The following is an 18793-nucleotide window of genomic DNA, read 5'->3' on the forward strand; positions in this document are numbered from 1 at the left end:
ATCAGGAGGGCGTCATGCCTGAGGCATTCATCTACGATCACGTCCGCACCCCGCGCGGCCGCGGCAAGCCGGACGGCGCGCTGCACGAAGTCACGGCGCTCGCACTCGCCACGGTGCCGCTGAAGGCGCTGAAGGACCGCAACAACCTGCCCGAAGACTCCGTCGATGACGTTGTCCTCGGCGTGGTCGATCCGGTCGGCGAAGCCGGCTCCGACATCGCCCGCTTCGCTGCGCTGAAGGCAGGTCTCGGCGAAGCCGTGCCTGGCGTGCAGATCAGCCGCTTCTGCGCCTCGGGTCTTGACGCCGTGAACTTCGCCGCCGCGCAGATCATGAGCGGTCAGCATGAGCTCGTGATCGGCGGCGGCGCCGAATCGATGAGCCGTGTCGGCATCGGCGCCTCCGGCGGCGCCTGGCCGATGGACCCCTCGATGGCGGTGCCGGCCTATTTCATGCCGCAGGGCGTGTCGGCTGATCTGATCGCGACCAAATACGGCTTCTCGCGCGACGACGTCGATGCCTACGCGGTGCAGAGCCAGCAGCGCGCGGGCAAGGCCTGGGACGAGGGGCGCTTCGACAAGTCCGTGATGCCGGTGAAGGACATCAACGGCCTCACCATCCTCGCCAAGGACGAGCATATGCGGCCGAACACGACGATGCAGTCGCTGGCGCAACTGCAGCCGTCGTTCACGATGATGGCGCAGATGGGCGGCTTCGACGGCGTCGCGATCCAGTCGCACCCGGAGATCGAGCGCGTCAACTACGTGCACCATGCCGGTAACTCATCTGGCATCGTCGACGGCGCTGGCGCGGTGCTGCTGGGCAGCAAGGAGGCGGGCGCGAAATACGGCATGAAGCCGCGTGCAAAAATCCGTGCGTTCGCGAACATCGGCTCGGAGCCCGCGATGATGCTGACCGGTCCGGTCGACGTGACCGAAAAGCTCTTTGCGCGCTCCGGCATGAAGAAGTCGGACATCGACCTGTTCGAGCTGAACGAGGCCTTCGCCTCCGTCGTGCTGCGCTACATCCAGGCCTTCGACATCGACAACGCCAAGATCAACGTCAATGGCGGCGCCATCGCGCTCGGCCATCCGCTAGGCGCTACCGGCGCCATGATTTTGGGCACCGTGCTCGACGAGCTCGAGCGCACCAACAAGTCCACGGCCCTGGTCACGCTGTGCATCGGTGGCGGCATGGGCACCGCGACCATCATCGAGCGGGTCTAAGGGTAGGGAGCAACCACCATGTCGTACAAGAATTTCAAGGTTGAGACCGATTCCGACGGCATCGCGCTCGTCACCTGGGACATCCCGGGCCGTTCGATGAACGTGCTCGACGAGACCTCGACCAATGAGCTCGATGCGATCGTCAAGGCGACCACCGCCGATGCGGCCGTGAAGGGCGTCGTCATCACCTCTGCCAAGGAAGCGTTCTGCGCCGGCGCCGACCTGTCCATGCTCGAGGGCATGAACCAGGCCTACGCCAAGGTGTTCAAGGAGCAGGGCGAGACGGCCGCGAACCAGATGCTGTTCGACCAGAGCCGCCGCTTCTCGCAGGTGCTGCGCTCGATCGAAACGTCAGGCAAGCCGTGGGCGGCCGCGATCAACGGCCTTGCGCTCGGCGGTGGTTTCGAGATCACTCTGTGCTGCCACTATCGCGTCGCCGCAGAGAATCCCAAGACCCGCCTCGGCCTGCCCGAGGTCAAGGTCGGTCTGTTCCCGGGCGCCGGCGGCACGCAGCGCGTGCCGCGCCTGGTGCCGCCGCAGGATGCGATGACCATCCTGCTCAAGGGCGATCCTGTTACGGTCGACAAGGCCAAGGCGCTGAATTTGATTCACGCTGTCGTTCCCGCCGCCGATCTCATCAAGGCGGCGAAGGACTGGATCAAGGGCGGCGGCAAGGCGGTCGCGCCCTGGGACGAAAAGGGTTTCAAGCTCCCGGGCGGTCCGGTGTTCTCCAAGGCCGGCATGATGATGTTCCCGGCCGGCAACGCGATCTACCGCCGCGAGACCTACGACAACTATCCGGCCGCGCGCGCGATCATGAGCTGCGTCTATGAAGGGCTGCAGTTGCCGATCGACGCGGCCTTGCGCGTCGAGTCGCGCTACTTCACCTCGGTGCTGCGATCGAAGGAAGCGGCCGCGATGATCCGCAGCCTGTTCCTGTCGATGCAGGAGCTCAACAAGGGCGCGCGCCGCCCGAAGGACGTGCCGCCGACCAAGGTGAAGAAGATCGCCGTGATCGGCGCCGGCTTCATGGGCGCGAGCGTCGGCTACGTCTCGGCCCGCGCCGGCCTCGACGTCGTGCTGATCGACCGCGACCAGGAGAGCGCCGACAAGGGCAAGGCCCATGCCCAGAAGGTGATCGAGGAGCAGATCAAGAAGGGCCGCGCCAAGCCTGGCGATGCGGAAGCTCTGCTCGCGCGCATCACGCCGACGGCGGATTACGCCGCGCTGAAGGACGTCGACCTCGTCATTGAGGCGGTGTTCGAGGATCGCAAGGTCAAGGCCGAGACCTTTGCCAAGGCGCAGCAATATCTCAAGCCCGACGTGATCTTCGCCTCCAACACCTCGACGCTGCCGATCACCTCGCTGGCCGAGAGCTTCAAGGATCAGGGCAAGTTCATCGGCATCCATTTCTTCTCGCCGGTCGAGAAGATGATGCTGGTCGAGATCATCCTCGGCAAGAACACGGGCGATGTCGCGCTCGCGACCGCGCTGGATTACGTCCGGCAGATCGGCAAGACGCCGATCGTGGTCAACGACAGCCGCGGCTTCTTCGCCAATCGCTGCGTTGGCCGCTACGTCGCCGAAGGCAATGAGATGTTCCTGGAAGGCGTGCCGCCGGCGATGATCGAGAACTGCGCCAAGATGGCCGGCATGCCGGTCGGCCCGCTCTCGCTGTCGGACGAAGTCGCGCTCGACCTCGGCCTCAAGATCATGAAGGCGACCGAAGCCGATCTCGGCCCCAACGCCATCAACCCCGAACAGAAGAAGCTGATGGTGGAGATGGTCGAGAAGCAGGGCCGCTTGGGGCGCAAGAACAGCAAGGGCTTCTACGACTATCCCGAGAAGGGCAAGGGCCAGAAGAGCCTGTGGCCGGGCCTCTCTGCGCTGCAGCCGAAGCAGCTTGACCCCGATACGCTCGATATCGAGGAATTGAAGCAGCGCTTCCTGGTGGTGCAGGCGGTGGAAGCCGCGCGCACGGTGGAGGACCACGTCATCACCGATCCGCGCGAGGCGGATGTCGGCTCGATTCTCGGCTTCGGCTTCGCGCCGTTCACCGGCGGCACGTTGTCCTATATCGACTTCATGGGCACGAAGAAGTTTGTCGAGCTCTGCCACAAGCTGGAGGCGAAATACGGCTCGCGCTTCACGCCGCCGAAACTCTTGGAAGAGATGGCAGCGAAGGGCGAGACGTTCTACGGACGCTTCGCGCCGAAGAAGGCAGCGGCCTGATGGCGCATGTCACCCGGATGTAGCGAAAGCGAAATCCGGGACAGCATCTCCTCGGATGCAGTTACCCGGATTGTGCTTCGCTCCATCCGGGCCACGCAGAAACAAAAAGGCCGGATCATTGATCCGGCCTTTTTGTTTTCCATCTCAGAACGGCGAGAATGCGTCGCCGAGACTGGCCTTCCAGCTGACTTCGTTGCCCCAGCCACGCTCGCTTCGCCCTGGCACCGCTCTTGCTGATGATCCACCGGATGGCCCATTGGCGTTGAAGGTGTCCCGCAATGATCCCCACGGTGTCTCAAGGCAGCGCAGCCGGCGTTGCGGTAAGATACGCTCCCCTATTGCTGCCGGGTCGGCCGTGGCCGCGCCGCAGGCTGCTCCGGCTGCGCAGAAAGATTCCGTCGTGGGTCGGCCTCGCCCTACTCGTCCTCGCCTTTGATATGGCGCTGGCCGTGCTTGCCTGGTTCGCCGTCGATCTCGTTCTGCACTGAAAGCTCCCCTCTGTGCACGTAGAACGTCGCCGCCAGATAGGCGACCTGGCCGGCAATCAGGCAGCCGACGACGATTGGGACGCCCGTCCAAAAACCAAAGCCCGAGGTCTGAAGGACCGTTGCGGCAAAAATCGCGGTCACCGGCGAGACCAGCAACAGAGTCCAGACTCGGAAGAATAGCCCCGTCGCCAGGCCAGTGATTGCGCTCGCGAGCAGGAGGAGGAGAACAGTCGCCACAATAGCTTTCCGGTCCAGCGGTCTGCGTCGTGTCCCGCGCTGAAGCTGAGCCAAGTGGATTGCTCTCACAAGGATGGCGACGACGGCGCGCAGGGTTATTGTTAACCCCGACAATGCTCGTAAAATTGACGTTTAGTGCGTCTCGAATCTTCGGATTCCGCGAACGGCGCAAGCAAAGAGCCGGGTCATCGGTCCGGCTCTCCGGCGTCCCGCCTGTCGTGCTCCGCGAACGGCGGGCCAATCCTCTTGGAACTGTCGCGGGCGGGGGTCAGCGGCTCGGCTGAAGCCGGATCGGCGGTCATCTGGACAATCACGGGGCCTTCGGTCACGATCTCATCGCAGTCGAGGCCCAGCGTAGGGACCTTCCCCCGAAGGGGGTCAGCTTCAGGTAATCCTCACCATTTTCGAGCTTCTTGGCGCCGATTCGACCTCGACCCGCTCTCATCGGGCAGGCGGGCTTCCAGGAGCGCGATCTGGGGACGGCGGGCAGGCACCGGGCGAAGCGTACGGTTTCACGGAATTTCCTCTGCCTGATGCTTGGTTCGGCCGAAAGAACGACTACATGCACCTGCTTGAAATAGTCAAGATTGATGCAGGTGCATCGAATGGAGTAAGAGACGGGCGACGAGCTTGAGCGGGACCATGAAACGCAAACCATCGACCGAGGCAACAGCCGCCTGGATCCGCCTGATGCGGGTGCAGAGCCGCGTGCTCGATTGCGTCGAGCAGGATTTGAAGAAGGCCGGCTTCCCACCGCTGGCCTGGTATGACGCGCTGCTCGAATTGTCGCGGGCGCCCTCGGGCGAGCTGCGGCCGGTCGAACTCGAGCGGCAGATGCTGATCCCGCAATATTCTACCTCGCGGCTGATCGACCGCCTGGTCGACGAGGGCCTCGCCTCGCGGCGCGAATGCAAGATCGACAAGCGCGGTCAGTTCGTCGAGATCACGGAAGCCGGGCGCGAGTTGCAAAAGCGGATGTGGGGTGCCTATTCGGCTGCGATCGAGAAATATGTCGGTTCGAAACTGTCGGATGCCGACGCCGTCAAGCTCAGCAGTCTGCTCGACCGCCTGGGCTGCTCGTGCGGCGAGATGAAACTGCCGCCCGCGGGCGTCAACGAAACCATGCCGTCGCGATGATCGCGCGGCAGACCCGCTCATCCGCGCAACCGGTGGGTTCGCGGACCATCCCTGTCACCCGCGCGCGTTCGGTCGAAGCGCCTTTTGATTAGAGTTTGATATGGCGCGAGACCAGATCGACATGACGCCACTGCAATCACGCGACGAGCTCGTCGCTTGGTTCGAGGCCGGCTGCAAGGACCCGTCCGAATTCCGCATGGGCACCGAGCACGAGAAGACGCCGTTCACGCTCGAGGGCCATCGTCCGGTGCCTTATGAGGGTGCACGCGGCATCGGTGCGCTGCTCGAAGGCATGAAGCTCCTCCTCGGCTGGGAGCCGATTATGGAGAGAGGCAACATCATCGGCCTCTATGACGTCACCGGCGGCGGTGCCATCTCGCTCGAGCCCGGCGGACAGTTCGAGCTCTCCGGCGCACCGGTCGAGAACGTGCACCAGACCCAGAGCGAGTTGATGGCGCATCTTGCACAGGTGCGCGAGATCGCAGCGCCGCTCGGCATCGGCTTCCTCGGGCTCGGAATGACGCCGTCCTGGTCGCGCGCCGATATCCCCGTCATGCCGAAGGGCCGCTACAAGATCATGACCAATTACATGCCGAAGGTCGGTCAGTACGGCCTCGACATGATGTACCGGACCTGCACGGTACAGACCAATCTCGACTTCTCCTCCGAAGCCGACATGGTCAAGAAGCTGCGCGTCTCGCTCGCGCTCCAGCCGGTCGCGACTGCGCTGTTCGCCAATTCGCCGTTCACCGAGGGCAGGCCGAATGGTTTCCTCTCTTTCCGATCCGAGATCTGGCGCGACACCGACAATGCGCGCTCGGGCATGATGCCGTGGGCGTTCGAGGACGGCATGGGGTTCGAGCGCTATGTCGATTACGCGCTCGACGTGCCCATGTATTTCGTCAAGCGCGGCGAGGAGTACATCGACGTGTCGGGCTCCTCGTTCCGCGCGTTCTTCGATGGCCGCAACAACAATCTTCCCGGCGAGCGTCCGACCCTGTCGGACTGGGCCAACCATCTCTCGACGATCTTCCCGGAAGTGCGGCTCAAGCGCTATCTCGAGATGCGCGGCTCCGACGGCGGCCCGTGGGGCCGTCTGCCGGCGTTGCCGGCATTCTGGGTCGGGCTGCTCTACGACGACGCTTCGCTCGATGCCGCCTGGGACATGGTGAAGCACTGGAACGCACATGACCGTCAGGCTTTGCGCGACGACGTGCCGCGGTTCGGCTTCAAGGCGCGGATCAAGGACCGCTATCTGTTCGAGATCGCCAAGGAGTGCCTCGTTCTGGCACATGCCGGCCTGCGCCGGCGCGGCCGGATCGACCAGCTTGGCCGCGACGAGACGCGGCACCTGGAACCGCTCAATCGCATCATCGATTCCGGCCGGACGCCGGCCGAGGAGATGCTGGAGAAGTTCAACGGCCCCTGGAAGGGTTCGGTGGAACCGGCATACGCGGAATACGCGTTCTAAAGCAATGGGCTAACGACCAGGAATTGAGCGTTCATCGCCTATACAGGTTTGCGGCGATCAAATGACCGGCTGAAAAACCTGAGCGTCGTCAATAACTCGAAAGCTGTTCCGATGGGAAAGGGCCGCCTGTCCCGGGCCGTCAAGGCCAGCGTCGTGGCATGTGCCACGCTGCTTTCGCTCGCAGTTGCGAGCGTGTCGGCGCGTGCCCAAACGGCATTCGATCGGCCCGGCGGCGACTATTTCAACACGCCGGTCACGTCGGGCGATCCCGAGGATTGCGCGCTATTGTGCGAGCGTGATCGCCGTTGCCGCTCCTGGAGCTTCAACTATCCCGACGTCGAAGGCGGCTCGGCGGTATGCTGGCTGAAGAACACCGTGCCGGCGCGCGTGCCGGGAAATTGCTGTATCTCTGGCGTGCGCGGCGCCGGCGTGATCGAGCCGCGGGTCGAGGGCGTCGAGACGTCGATCGACCGCCCTGGCGGCGATTTGCGCAATTTCGAGCTGAAGGACGGCGAAAGCGTCGAGGCCTGCAAGGCCGCCTGCACCGCCGACAATAAATGCCGCGCCTTCACTTATGCCCGCCCCGGCTATACCGGGCGTGAGGCGCGCTGTTTCCTGAAGAAGGAGATCAAGCCGCCGCGCCGCAAGGCGGGATTCACGTCGGGCGTGGTGCGGTGATGTTCGTTCTCGTGCCCCGGACGCAGCGCGGCGCTCCTTAAGCCCAGCGCTACAGAGCCGGGGCCCACGCCACATCGCATTCGGTCGCGCCTGGGTCCCGGCTCTTCGCCGCATCGCTTCGCGATGCATCTGGTCCGGGACACGTGGGGCTATGCGTCCGCCGCAATCACCGTGAGCTCCGGCCACAGGGTCTTCCATCGCGCGGCCTTCGCCTCGTAATTGGCGATGGAAAAATTTGGCGCTCGGTTGGGCCGCACGATCAGCCCTGCGACGTCATCGAATCCGTGGGGCGCATAGACGTCGAAATTCCCTCCAGCAGCGGGTCGGACACCCAGTTGCGTATTCTCCGTGAGGAAGCGGTCGATACCGTCAGTCGAGCGCGTCAGCGGCGGATAGGGCAGGCCGTGCTTGGCGGGGTACCACAGATGCACCCGCGCCTGATTGCGAATCTCGACCTTGGCGCCGAGATGAGCGAGCCGCGCGTGCAGGGTGCGGATTACCTCATCCTCCGCCTCCCATGAGGTATCGGGATCGAAATAGAACACGCCGTAGTCGGCGATGCCGTGATCGACCGCGCGGCCCGTGAGCACGTTCCACACCGTCTGCACCAGGCAACCTGCGACCAGCCAAGCATCCGGCAGCGCCAGGCGATGCAGCTCGTCGAGGATCGCGGCGTTGACCGGATTGCGTAAGGCGAGAGCGAGGAATTCGTCTCTTCTCACCCAACTACCGGTCAATGCACGGCGGTGAAGAACCGCGCCAGCCTGAAGCCGGACAGCCAGGTCCACACCGGCTGGCTGCGCATGCCGAGATCCCAGGACCCGAGCACCGCATCCGCACGGCCGATCAGATTGTCGATCGGCAACAGGCCGACACCGCCGGAGCGCAGCGGCACGCGGCTGTCGGCGGAATTGTCGCGGTTGTCGCCGAGCACGAAGAGATGACCGGCCGGCACGGTCACTTCCGGCGTGTTGTCGAGCGGACCGCTGTCGCGCATCTTGAAGATCAGATGCGAGACGCCGTTCGGCAGCGTCTCGACATAGCGATAGGCGGGCTCGGTGCCGCCATGGTCGTCCTCGGCTGTGCCGACGCCATCGGGCTTCAGCTCGGCGGGGCGGTCGTTGATGAAGAGCTGGCCTTGCCGCATCTGGATGCGGTCGCCGGGCAGACCCACGACGCGCTTGACCCAGGCCTGCGAGCGATCGCCAGGCCAGCGGAAGACCACGACGTCGCCGAGCTTCGGCGTCTCCGCGAAGACGCGGCCGCTCTCGGGCAGGCTGATCTGGATCGGCAACGACGACGTGCCGTAGCCATAGGGGAATTTCGAGGCGAGCAGCGCATCGCCGATCAAGAGCGTTGGCTCCATCGAGCCCGACGGCACGTAGAACGGCTCGGCAAGCGCGCCCTTGGCGATGAAGACCGCGGCGACGATGCCGGCGAGCTGTACGAGTTGCCCACCCCAGCCGCTGCTTTTCCGCTTCGGGGTGACAGTTGCTTTCTCAACGCTCATGCGCCCGTTCCACCCACCGTGATACGCTCCATCAGCAGCGACGGCTGGCCGACGCCGACCGGCACGCCCTGACCGTTCTTGCCGCAGGTTCCGATGCCGGTATCGAGCGCGAGGTCGTTGCCGATCATGCGGATGCGATGCAGGTCGGTCGGCCCGTTGCCGATCAACATGGCGCCCTTCAGCGGCGCGCCCAGCTTGCCGTTCTCGATCTTGTAGGCCTCGGTGCACTGGAACACGTATTTGCCCGAGGTGATGTCGACCTGGCCGCCGCCGAAATTCGCAGCGAACACGCCGTTCTTGACCGAAGCGAGGATCTCGGCCGGATCGCGGTCGCCCGCGAGCATGTAGGTGTTGGTCATCCGCGGCATCGGCACATGGGCATAGCCCTGGCGGCGGCCGTTGCCGGTCGGCTTCATGTTCATCAGCCGCGCGTTCTGACGATCCTGCATGTAGCCGACGAGGATGCCGTCCTCGATCAGCACGGTGCGATTGGTCGGCGTGCCCTCATCATCGATCGACAGCGAGCCGCGCCGCGAGGCAATGGTGCCGTCGTCGACCACGGTGACGCCCTTGGCCGCGACCTGCTGGCCCATCAAGCCCGCAAACGCCGACGTCTTCTTGCGGTTGAAATCGCCTTCGAGACCATGGCCGACCGCTTCATGCAGCATCACGCCGGGCCAGCCGGCTCCCAACACGACGTCCATCTCGCCGGCCGGCGCCGGAATCGATTCCAGATTGACGAGCGCTTCGCGCAACGCGCCGTCGGCGGCCTCGCGCCAGGACTTGGTCTCGATGAACTCGGCATAGCCGGCGCGGCCGCCATAGCCCTTGCTGCCGCTCTCCTGACGGTCGCCCTGGCCGGCGACGACGGAGATGTTGACGCGCACCAGCGGACGGATGTCGCGATAGCTCTCGCCGTCGGGCCGCAGGATCTCGACGACCTGCCAGGTCGCGCCGAGACTCACGCTGACCTGCCGCACCCGCGGATCCTTGTCGCGCAGGTAAGCGTCGATCTCGGCGAGCAGCTTGACCTTGGTCTCGAAGCCGGGCGCATCGAGCGGATTGTCATCGCCATAGAGCCGCACATTGGTGTGCGCCGGCGGGGCGGCAAAGCTGCCCGAGTAGCCGCCGCGCACGGCAGCGACCGCGTCGGCGGCGCGAATCAGCGCCGGCAGCGACACGTCGGAGGAATGCGCGTAACCGACCGCGTCGTCCTTGACGGCGCGCAGGCCGAACCCCTGCGAAGTGTCGTAGGTCGCCTGCTTCAGCCGCCCATTGTCGAACATCAGCGCTTCGGTCTGGCTGTATTCCAGGAACAGTTCGCCGTCGTCAGCGCCCGAAAGCCCGCGCGCGATCTCGTTGCGAACCTGGTCGCGGTCGAGATTGGCACGGTCGAGCAGGGAGGTTGTGGCAGGGTTGGTCATGCGTCCGTCCATTATCGGAAGATGTGGGGCAAGATAATGGTTTCGGACCGGTTCCGCGAGGGGGCGGGGCGTTACATTACGGAAACGATAGGATTGGCTGGGACCAATTGCCCTGATCCCGTTGCTGCATCGGATATGGATCAATGATTCCCCCATGAATTACCGAGACATCATCTCCATCGAGCCAAGAAAACGTGGAGGACGGCCCTGCATCCGCCACATGCGGATTACCGTGGCGGATGTGCTCGGCTGGCTTGCTGCCGGTCAGACTCATGCTCAAATCCTTGATGACTTTCCGGAGTTGACCGAGGACGATATCCGCGCTTGCCTCGCCTATGCCGCCGACCGCGAGAGGCGATTGGTGACCGCGCCGATATGAGGTTGCTGTTCGATCAGAACCTCAGCTTCAAGCTTTGCCAGATGATCGGCGATCTTTTTCCGGATTCCAGTCACGTCCGGTCTCATGGACTATCCGAAGTGGCTGACCGCGCGGGAGTTCGCGAAGGCAAATGGCTTTGCGATCGTGACTCAGGACGTCGATTTAGCCGATCTGGCGGGTCTGCTGGGTTCTCCGCCGAAGGTGATCTGGCTCCGTGCTGGCAATCAAACGACCGCAACGATAGCTAACCTACTTCGCCGACACGCACCGACAATTCAGTCGTTTGAGGGCGATGACAGCACGGCATGCCTAGAGATTTACTAGGTCCGCCTCGCCCTACGGCAGCTTGTCATACCCCTCGCCGAGCCCGTTCAGGCTGAGTGGAAAGCCGATGCCCTCTTCCGGCGTCTCGAAGATGATGAAGGTTGCGGTCTTGGCGCTGCGGAGCTGGCCGAGCAGCTTGTCTTCGAGGACGACCTCGGCGACGCAGCCGTTGGGGAGGCAGCGGACGAAGCCGGCGCGGCCGACGTCCTGGTTGTCGAGCTTGAGTCCGAGGCCGGAGGGCAACAGGACCCCGAGCGGGGCGACCACGCGCATCAGCCGGCTCTTCTGGTCGGCGGTCTTGAGCACGATCACGGTCAGGCCGGCATTGGAGCGGTCTTCCGCCACCACGCTCTGGATCAGGGCGCATTGCTCGGTCTGGGCGCCCGGCGGGGTGTCGCAGCGGATCTGCCAGTCGCCGTGGACGGAGCGTACCGCGCCCTGCGCATGGGCAAGGCCCGGAAGCGCCAGCAGGACGATCGCAGCCACGAGGGCGGCCAGCGCCGGGAGGCCGCTCACCGGCCGTGCCATCGATCTCGAAAGCCCCATCGGGTCGGTCCCTCTGCTCGCCTGGGTCACTCGCACCCTGGCGGACTGATACGGGAATGACGGCGTCTTGAAGGCGATTCCCAAGCAAATTCCGCGCCGCCCACACCGCCATCGCCCGCACGAATCAGGCTCCGGCGCGGCTGCCTGGCAGTGCCTAACGCGGGCAATTCCGCTGTCAAGCCGCAGCATCCCGGGAAGCGGTATTTTTGTCTGATGTTACTGGGAAATATCTTGCCGGTGAGGGCTGGCAGACCAGGCTCAAGACTGCATTGCGATAGATCAAGAATTATGGTTTGAGAGGCTTGATTTCGCGTTCTAGCGATCTGGCCCCAGTTCCTCTTAGAGGTATTCTTGCGTGGCGGTTTGTCGGACTGGCGGATCGAATAAGCGTTTCCCGGAAACAGGGGAACGCACTTGGGGTGATTTCGTAAGGGGAGCGCGAACGGCATGAGGATGTCGATGGGTCGGGTGGGCCGGCAATTGCTGGGATTGGCCACCATCGCCTTGGTGGCGGCTGGCGTCACGCTGGCGACGGGTGGTGCGGCATTCGCCGAGCTCGGGCAGCCGGCGCCATGGGAGTGGACGCTCCAGCAGTCCGGTTCCCCGGTGATGGACAACATCGTCTGGTTCCACAATTTCCTGTTCGTGCTGATCACCCTGATTACGCTGTTCGTCCTGGCGCTGCTCGTGATCGTGGTCGTGAAGTTCAACGCGAAGGCCAATCCGGTGCCGTCGCGGACCACCCATAACACGCTGATCGAGGTGGCCTGGACGCTCGTTCCGGTGCTGATCCTGGTCGGGATCTCGGTGCCGTCGTTCCGGCTTCTGTTCCTGGAGCTCGACGTGCCGAAGGCCGACCTGACCATCAAGGCGACCGGCAAGCAGTGGTACTGGTCCTATGCCTATCCCGATAACGGCAAGTTCGAGTTCGACTCGCTGATGGCGCAGGACAAGCAGCCCCGCCTGCTCGGCGTCGACAACGAGATGGTGGTGCCGGTCAACAAGGTGATTCGCGTCCAGACCACCGGCGCCGACGTCATCCATGCCTTCGCGGTGCCGGCTTTCGGCATCAAGATCGACGCCATTCCGGGCCGTCTGAACGAGACCTGGTTCAAGGCCACCAAGACCGGCATGTACTACGGTCAGTGCTCGGAACTGTGCGGCAAGGATCACGCTTTCATGCCGATCGCTGTGCGCGTGGTGAGCGACCAGGAGTTCGCCTCCTGGGTGGAGACGGCGAAGAAGAAGTTTGCGAGCGGCGGCACCAGCACCTACGCCTCCGCGGCCGGCCCGACGCAGTAAGCGTCGGATCACGGCTTGAGGGACTGAAAGCGACAAAAGGGCGGGACCTCCAAAGGTCCGAATGGGACGCAAGGCAGGATTTGAAAATGGCAACGAGCGCAGCGGCACACGGCGATCACGCGCAAGCCCACGGACATGACGAGCACGCCCATCCGACCGGATGGCGGCGCTATGTCTATTCGACCAACCACAAGGACATCGGCACGATGTACCTGATCTTCGCGGTCATCGCCGGCATCATCGGTGCCGCGATGTCGATCGCGATCCGGGCCGAGCTGATGTATCCGGGCGTGCAGGTCTTCCATGAGACGCACACCTACAATGTGTTCGTGACCTCTCACGGCCTGATCATGATCTTCTTCATGGTCATGCCTGCGATGATCGGCGGCTTCGGCAACTGGTTCGTGCCGCTGATGATCGGGGCGCCCGACATGGCGTTCCCGCGCATGAACAACATCTCGTTCTGGCTGCTGCCGGCCTCCTTCGCGCTGCTGCTGATGTCGACATTCGTCGAGGGCGAGCCGGGCGCCAACGGCGTCGGCGCCGGCTGGACCATGTATGTGCCGCTGTCGAGCTCCGGCCATCCGGGCCCGGCCGTCGACTTCGCGATCCTGTCGCTGCATCTGGCAGGCGCCTCGTCGATCCTCGGCGCCATCAACTTCATCACCACCATCTTCAACATGCGCGCGCCGGGCATGACCCTGCACAAGATGCCGCTGTTCGTGTGGTCGATCCTGGTGACGGTGTTCCTGCTGCTGCTGTCGCTGCCGGTGCTCGCCGGTGCGATCACCATGCTGCTCACCGACCGCAATTTCGGCACGACGTTCTTCGCGCCTGATGGCGGCGGCGACCCCGTGCTGTTCCAGCATCTGTTCTGGTTCTTCGGTCACCCCGAGGTGTACATCCTGATCCTGCCCGGCTTCGGCATGATCAGTCAGATCGTCTCCACCTTCTCGCGCAAGCCCGTGTTCGGCTATCTCGGCATGGCCTACGCCATGGTCGCGATCGGCGGCATCGGCTTCGTGGTGTGGGCGCACCACATGTACACGGTCGGCATGTCCTCGGCGACGCAGGCCTACTTCGTCGCGGCGACCATGGTGATCGCGGTTCCGACCGGCGTGAAGATCTTCTCGTGGATCGCGACGATGTGGGGCGGTTCGATCGAATTCCGCGCCCCGATGATCTGGGCGGTGGGCTTCATCTTCCTGTTTACAGTCGGCGGCGTCACCGGCGTCGTGCTGGCGAATGCCGGCGTCGACCGCGTGCTGCAGGAGACCTATTACGTCGTCGCGCACTTCCACTACGTGCTGTCGCTCGGCGCGGTGTTCGCGATCTTCGCCGGCTGGTACTACTGGTTCCCGAAGATGTCGGGCTACATGTACAATGAGTGGCTCGCCAAGCTGCACTTCTGGGTCACCTTCATCGGCGTCAACCTGGTGTTCTTCCCGCAGCACTTCCTCGGCCTGTCCGGCATGCCGCGCCGTTACGTCGACTATCCCGATGCCTTCGCGGGCTGGAATCTGGTCTCGTCGGTCGGCTCCTACATCTCCGGCTTCGGCGTGCTGATCTTCCTGTACTGCGTGATCGACGCCTTCGCCCGCAAGGTGCCGGCGGGCGACAACCCCTGGGGTGCCGGCGCGACCACGCTGGAGTGGACGCTGTCCTCGCCGCCGCCCTTCCACCAGTTCGAAGTGCTGCCCCGCGTGCAGTAAGCAATCCTCCGCGGCGCCCATGACGGGCGCCGCGACGCTATAACGAAACGAGTAGATCTAAGTGTCCGTCCTCGACCACAATGCCATCGACATCAATCCCCGCATCTCCGAGGCGTGGGTTGGCGACTATCTCGCGCTGCTCAAGCCGCGGGTGATGTCGCTGGTGATCTTCACCGCGCTGGTCGGGATGGCGATGGCGCCCGGGCATTTCCACCCCGTGCTGGCGATCACCTCGCTGCTCTGCATCGCGGTCGGTGCCGGCGCCTCCGGGGCACTCAACATGGCGCTCGAAGGTGATATCGACGCCAAGATGTCGCGCACGGCGAACCGGCCGATTCCGCGCGGCCGCATCACCCGTCCCGAGGCCATGGCGTTCGGCATGACGCTCGCCTTCTTCTCGGTGATGACGCTCGGCATCCTCGTCAACTGGATCGCGGGCGCGCTGCTCGCCTTCACCATCTTCTTCTATGTCGTGATCTACACGATGTGGCTGAAGCGCTGGACCGCGCAGAACATCGTGATCGGCGGCGCGGCCGGCGCGCTGCCGCCGGTAGTGGCCTGGGCCTCGGTGACGGGCACGGTCGATGTCGAGCCGCTGCTGCTGTTCGCCATCATCTTCTTCTGGACGCCGCCGCATTTCTGGGCGCTGGCGCTGTTCCGCTCCGACGATTACGCGCGCGCCGGCATTCCGATGCTGCCCAACGTCGCCGGTCCCGACGCGACCCGCCTCCAGATCCTGCTCTACACCATCGTGCTGATCGCGGTCGCCGCGGCGCCCTGGGCGCTCGGCTATTTCGATGCCGTCTACGGCATTGTCTCGCTGATCCTCGGCGCCGGCATGCTGGTGCTCGCGATCAACGTCTATATGCGCCGCGAACGCAGCCAGTCGCTGCGCGCGACCCGCAAGCTGTTTGCCTTCTCGATCCTGTATCTGTTCGCGCTGTTCGCGACCCTGCTGGCCGAGGTCGTGTATCGGGCGCTTGCTCCGATGGTTGGGGGCGCATGAGGCAGGAATGGCTGACAAACCCGAGCCAAATGGAATCGTCCTCACCGAGGCGCAGCAGAAGAGCCGTCGTCAACGTTCGATCGCAATCGCGCTCGCGCTCGGCGTGCTCGTGGTGCTGTTCTTCGCCGTCACCATGGTCAAGGGGCCGGCAGTCCTAGTGCGGCCGATGTAGGAAAGATGGGTCACGAGCCGACGATATCGCGGGATCAGAGCCGGACAGCCGCCAGGGGCCGTCGCGGTGGCCGGTTCAGTGGCCTTGGCCGCGACGCGGTGGTCGCCTCGATCTGCGGCGGTGTGGTCGCGCTGATGGTTGGTGCTTCCTACGCCGCGGTGCCGTTCTACAACTGGTTCTGCCGCGCCACCGGCTTCAACGGCACGACGCAGGTTGCGACCTCGGCGCCAGCCAATGGGCCGATCGCGCGGAAGATCTCGGTGCGTTTCGACTCCAACGTCGCGCCCGGCCTGCCCTGGAAGTTCGAGCCGGAGCAGAGCGAGATCGAGGTCAATATCGGCCAGGTCGTGACTGTGTTCTACACCGTGACCAATCAGGCCGCGCGCACCACTGCGGGCCAGGCCGCCTACAACGTCGCGCCGCTGACGGTCGGCTCCTACTTCCAGAAGATCAACTGCTTCTGCTTCACCGAGCAGACAATGGCGCCCGGCGAGAAGCGCGAGATGCCGGTCGTGTTCTACGTCGATCCCTCGATCGCCGAGGACCACGAGAATGACGGGCTGAATACGATCACGCTGTCCTACACGTTCTATCCGGTGAAGGATCCGGTGGTGAAGCCGCTCGCCGCCAGCGAGGACGACAAGCGCAAGGGAAATCTTTGACCGCCGGGCTCACGCTCAGGCGGTTGGAAACAAGGGGATAAGTGCCTGATAGGCACGGGATTGAGGAGAGAGACGGAAATGGCCACGGCGCATACCAAGCATCACGACTATCACCTGGTCGATCCCTCTCCCTGGCCGGCCGTCGGCTCGCTCTCGGCTTTCATCATGGCGGTCGGTGCGATTGCCTGGATGCACCACATGTTCTCCGCGGCGCCCATCGTGTTCGGCGTCGGCACCGTGGGTGTGCTCTACACCATGGCGAGCTGGTGGGCCGACGTGATCAAGGAAGCCCAGTACAAGGGCGACCACACCCGCGTCGTGCAGCTGCACCACCGCTACGGCATGATCCTGTTCATCGCCTCCGAGGTGATGTTCTTCGTCGCCTGGTTCTGGGCCTATTTCAACGCGGCGCTGTTTCCGGCCGACGCCGTCCACGCCACCCGCGATGCGGTGTTCGGCTGCGGTCTCGGCACCCAGCCCGGTGCCTGCTCGGTCCCCGGCACCTGGCCGCCGAAGGGCATCGAGACCTTCGATCCCTGGCATCTGCCGCTCCTGAACACGCTGATCCTGCTCACGTCGGGCACCACCGTGACCTGGGCACACCATGCGCTGCTCGAGAACGACCGCCAGGGCCTGAAATACGGCCTGATCCTCACCGTCGTCCTGGGCGCTGCCTTTACCTGTGTGCAGGCCTATGAATACAGCCACGCGGCGTTTTCCTTCGCCGGCAATGTCTACGGCGCGACCTTCTTCATGGCGACCGGCTTTCACGGCTTCCACGTGCTGGTCGGCACTGTCTTCCTGCTGGTCTGTCTGCTCCGCGCCTATGCCGGCCACTTCACGCCGAAGCAGCATCTCGGTTTCGAGTTCGCGGCCTGGTACTGGCACTTCGTCGACGTGGTCTGGCTGTTCCTGTTCCTCTGCATCTACGTCTGGGGACACGGCGCCGAGACCATGGCCCACGGCGCGCACTGAGCCGTATCGAACCGATCAGAAAGGGCGGCCGCAGGGCCGCCCTTTCGCTTTCCGGCCGCCGGCCGTTTCGGCGGAAACTGTGATAGAGTCCGCGATCATGAACGACAGCGCCGGCACGCCCCAGTCCGAAACCACCGTCCTGCAAAGCGCGATGCGCGGGCTTGCCTGTAAATGCCCGCGCTGCGGCCAGGGCAAGCTCTATGCGGGCTTCCTGACGCTCGCGCCCGCTTGCGACCGTTGCGGCCTCGATTACGCCTTCATCGATACCGGCGATGGTCCGGCGATCTTCATCATCATGCTCGCTGGTGCCATCGTCGTCGGCTGTGCGCTCGTCGTCGAGGTCAAGTACCAACCGCCGTTCTGGCTGCATGCGGTGCTCTGGCTGCCGCTGATCCTCGCCACCACGCTGTTGCCGCTGCGTGCGATGAAATCGCTGCTGATCGCGCTGCAGTTTCACCACAAAGCGGCGCCGGGCCGGTTGGTCGATCGCGCGAAATGAACGAGCCTGCGCGCAAGGCCCGCGTGGCCGGCTTCGCGCTGTTCACGCTGCTCCTGACCGCCGTGTTCGTCGCGCTCGGTGTCTGGCAGTTGCAGCGCCGGACAGCCAAGCACGAGCTCATTGCGGCACTCACCGAACGGCTTGCGGCGTCGCCGACGGCGCTGCCGCCGTCCGCGCAATGGCCCGCGCTGAATCCTGCCCGCGATGAATTCCGCCGCGTCAGCTTCACCGCGACCTATGCAGCCCTGCCCGATGCGATGGTTTATTCTTCCGGCTCTGCGGTGCGCAAGGATGCCTCCGGCCCGGGCACCTGGGCGTTTCTGCCGGCACGGCTTCCCAGCGGCGAGACGGTCGTGATCGATGCGGGCTTCGTCGAGAACACGATGCAGGACCGCGGTGTCGAGGATCGCGCGGTGAAGAAGCTCGTCACGGGCCAACCGGTTGAGCTCACCGGCTATCTGCGCTTTCCCGAGGGGCCAGGCTGGCTGACGCCGGCGGAAAATCGCGACAAGCGGCTCTGGTTCGTGCGCGATCATCTGGGAATCGCAAGGGCGCTCGGCTGGGGCGCGGTTGCGCCGTTCTATATCGACCTCGAGCAGCCCGCGCCCGCGAACGGGATTCCGCGTCCGGGCCCGCTCGAGGTGAATCTGAAAGACGACCACCTGCAATATGCCGCTACCTGGTTCACGCTTGCAGGTGCCGTGCTGATTGCCTTCGCCGTGTGGGCAAGAGGGCGGCGGCAGAGCTGAGCTCATCCGCAGATACTTCGAGGGAACCCGGTATCGCCCGGGGTTTATTATTCAGCGCATATTCACG

Annotated in this window: 20 protein-coding genes; 15 read left to right on the top strand and 5 right to left on the bottom strand. The window is 64.3% G+C overall.

The genetic code is table 11. From position 1 onward, the window contains the following. The first annotated feature begins 14 nt into the window (after positions 1-14). Both P6U29_RS04275 and P6U29_RS04280 read left to right on the top strand, forming a co-directional pair. Positions 15-1223: an acetyl-CoA C-acetyltransferase gene (locus tag P6U29_RS04275; protein WP_407116463.1), complete on the top strand. Its 1209-nt coding sequence runs from the start codon at positions 15-17 to the stop codon at positions 1221-1223. Between the two features lie 18 nt (positions 1224-1241). Beyond that, positions 1242-3455, top strand: a complete 2214-nt coding sequence (locus tag P6U29_RS04280) for an FAD-dependent oxidoreductase (RefSeq protein ID WP_407116464.1) — start codon at positions 1242-1244, stop codon at positions 3453-3455. A gap of 416 nt (positions 3456-3871) precedes the next feature. Here P6U29_RS04280 and P6U29_RS04285 read toward each other — a convergent pair whose 3' ends face one another. Then, complete coding sequence (locus P6U29_RS04285) at positions 3872-4180, bottom strand: hypothetical protein (protein WP_407116465.1); 309 nt, start codon at positions 4178-4180, stop codon at positions 3872-3874. Positions 4181-4822: 642 nt separating this feature from the next. Here P6U29_RS04285 and P6U29_RS04290 point away from each other — a divergent pair. The 3 genes from P6U29_RS04290 to P6U29_RS04300 all read left to right on the top strand — a co-directional run bounded on the left by P6U29_RS04290 (position 4823) and on the right by P6U29_RS04300 (position 7466). Further along, positions 4823-5317: a MarR family winged helix-turn-helix transcriptional regulator gene (locus tag P6U29_RS04290; protein ID WP_407116466.1), complete on the top strand. Its 495-nt coding sequence runs from the start codon at positions 4823-4825 to the stop codon at positions 5315-5317. A 100-nt stretch (positions 5318-5417) separates the two neighbouring features. Next, positions 5418-6788 carry a glutamate--cysteine ligase gene (locus tag P6U29_RS04295; protein ID WP_407116467.1) on the top strand — a complete coding sequence of 457 codons (1371 nt, stop codon included), beginning with the start codon at positions 5418-5420 and terminating at the stop codon, positions 6786-6788. Between the two features lie 111 nt (positions 6789-6899). Beyond that, the gene (locus P6U29_RS04300) at positions 6900-7466 is read left to right on the top strand and encodes a PAN domain-containing protein (protein WP_407116468.1); all 567 of its coding nucleotides are present in this window, start codon (positions 6900-6902) and stop codon (positions 7464-7466) included. A gap of 149 nt (positions 7467-7615) precedes the next feature. Here the strand turns inward: P6U29_RS04300 and P6U29_RS04305 are convergent, their stop codons facing one another. Genes P6U29_RS04305 through tldD form a run of 3 tightly spaced genes read right to left on the bottom strand, consistent with a single transcriptional unit; the run spans position 7616 to position 10400 of the window. Beyond that, a complete protein-coding gene (locus P6U29_RS04305; RefSeq protein ID WP_407116469.1) occupies positions 7616-8188 on the bottom strand; it encodes a nucleotidyltransferase family protein in 573 nt (190 codons plus the stop codon). 11 nt (positions 8189-8199) lie between these two features. Further along, complete coding sequence (gene lepB / locus P6U29_RS04310; protein WP_407116470.1) at positions 8200-8976, bottom strand: signal peptidase I; 777 nt, start codon at positions 8974-8976, stop codon at positions 8200-8202. Then, a complete protein-coding gene (gene tldD, locus P6U29_RS04315; protein ID WP_407116471.1) occupies positions 8973-10400 on the bottom strand; it encodes a metalloprotease TldD in 1428 nt (475 codons plus the stop codon). Before tldD ends, lepB begins: the two co-directional genes overlap by 4 nt. A 154-nt stretch (positions 10401-10554) precedes the next feature. Here tldD and P6U29_RS04320 point away from each other — a divergent pair, with 154 nt between their 5' ends. Next, complete coding sequence (locus P6U29_RS04320) at positions 10555-10779, top strand: DUF433 domain-containing protein (protein WP_407116472.1); 225 nt, start codon at positions 10555-10557, stop codon at positions 10777-10779. Positions 10780-10863: 84 nt separating this feature from the next. Then, positions 10864-11103, top strand: coding sequence for a DUF5615 family PIN-like protein (locus P6U29_RS04325; RefSeq protein WP_407116473.1), 240 nt, complete (start codon positions 10864-10866; stop codon positions 11101-11103). Positions 11104-11115: 12 nt separating this feature from the next. On the opposite strand, the gene P6U29_RS04330 is transcribed toward P6U29_RS04325, so the two are convergent. Then, entirely contained in the window at positions 11116-11649 is a 534-nt protein-coding gene (locus tag P6U29_RS04330; RefSeq protein WP_407116474.1) for an invasion associated locus B family protein, read from the bottom strand. Positions 11650-12096: 447 nt separating this feature from the next. Here P6U29_RS04330 and coxB point away from each other — a divergent pair, with 447 nt between their 5' ends. From coxB to P6U29_RS04370, 8 genes are all read left to right on the top strand, one after another. Next, positions 12097-12951: a cytochrome c oxidase subunit II gene (gene coxB, locus P6U29_RS04335; RefSeq protein ID WP_407116475.1), complete on the top strand. Its 855-nt coding sequence runs from the start codon at positions 12097-12099 to the stop codon at positions 12949-12951. Positions 12952-13037: 86 nt separating this feature from the next. Beyond that, positions 13038-14663 (top strand): cytochrome c oxidase subunit I, encoded by a 1626-nt coding sequence (gene ctaD, locus P6U29_RS04340; protein WP_407116476.1) that lies wholly within the window; start codon positions 13038-13040, stop codon positions 14661-14663. 61 nt (positions 14664-14724) lie between these two features. After that, complete coding sequence (locus tag P6U29_RS04345; protein ID WP_407116477.1) at positions 14725-15669, top strand: heme o synthase; 945 nt, start codon at positions 14725-14727, stop codon at positions 15667-15669. A gap of 7 nt (positions 15670-15676) precedes the next feature. Beyond that, the gene (locus tag P6U29_RS04350) at positions 15677-15841 is read left to right on the top strand and encodes a CoxF protein (RefSeq protein ID WP_122400700.1); all 165 of its coding nucleotides are present in this window, start codon (positions 15677-15679) and stop codon (positions 15839-15841) included. Positions 15842-15846: 5 nt separating this feature from the next. After that, complete coding sequence (locus tag P6U29_RS04355) at positions 15847-16503, top strand: cytochrome c oxidase assembly protein (protein WP_407116478.1); 657 nt, start codon at positions 15847-15849, stop codon at positions 16501-16503. A 78-nt stretch (positions 16504-16581) separates the two neighbouring features. Next, on the top strand, positions 16582-17478 hold the full coding sequence (locus P6U29_RS04360; protein WP_407116479.1) for a cytochrome c oxidase subunit 3: 897 nt from the start codon (positions 16582-16584) through the stop codon (positions 17476-17478). A gap of 97 nt (positions 17479-17575) precedes the next feature. Next, positions 17576-17977, top strand: a complete 402-nt coding sequence (locus P6U29_RS04365) for a DUF983 domain-containing protein (RefSeq protein WP_407116480.1) — start codon at positions 17576-17578, stop codon at positions 17975-17977. Beyond that, positions 17974-18726, top strand: a complete 753-nt coding sequence (locus tag P6U29_RS04370; protein ID WP_407116481.1) for an SURF1 family protein — start codon at positions 17974-17976, stop codon at positions 18724-18726. Before P6U29_RS04365 ends, P6U29_RS04370 begins: the two co-directional genes overlap by 4 nt. Positions 18727-18793: the final 67 nt, after the last annotated feature.

The sequence above is a fragment of the Bradyrhizobium sp. LMG 9283 genome (genome assembly GCF_045571415.1).
In the GTDB taxonomy this organism is placed as follows: domain Bacteria; phylum Pseudomonadota; class Alphaproteobacteria; order Rhizobiales; family Xanthobacteraceae; genus Bradyrhizobium.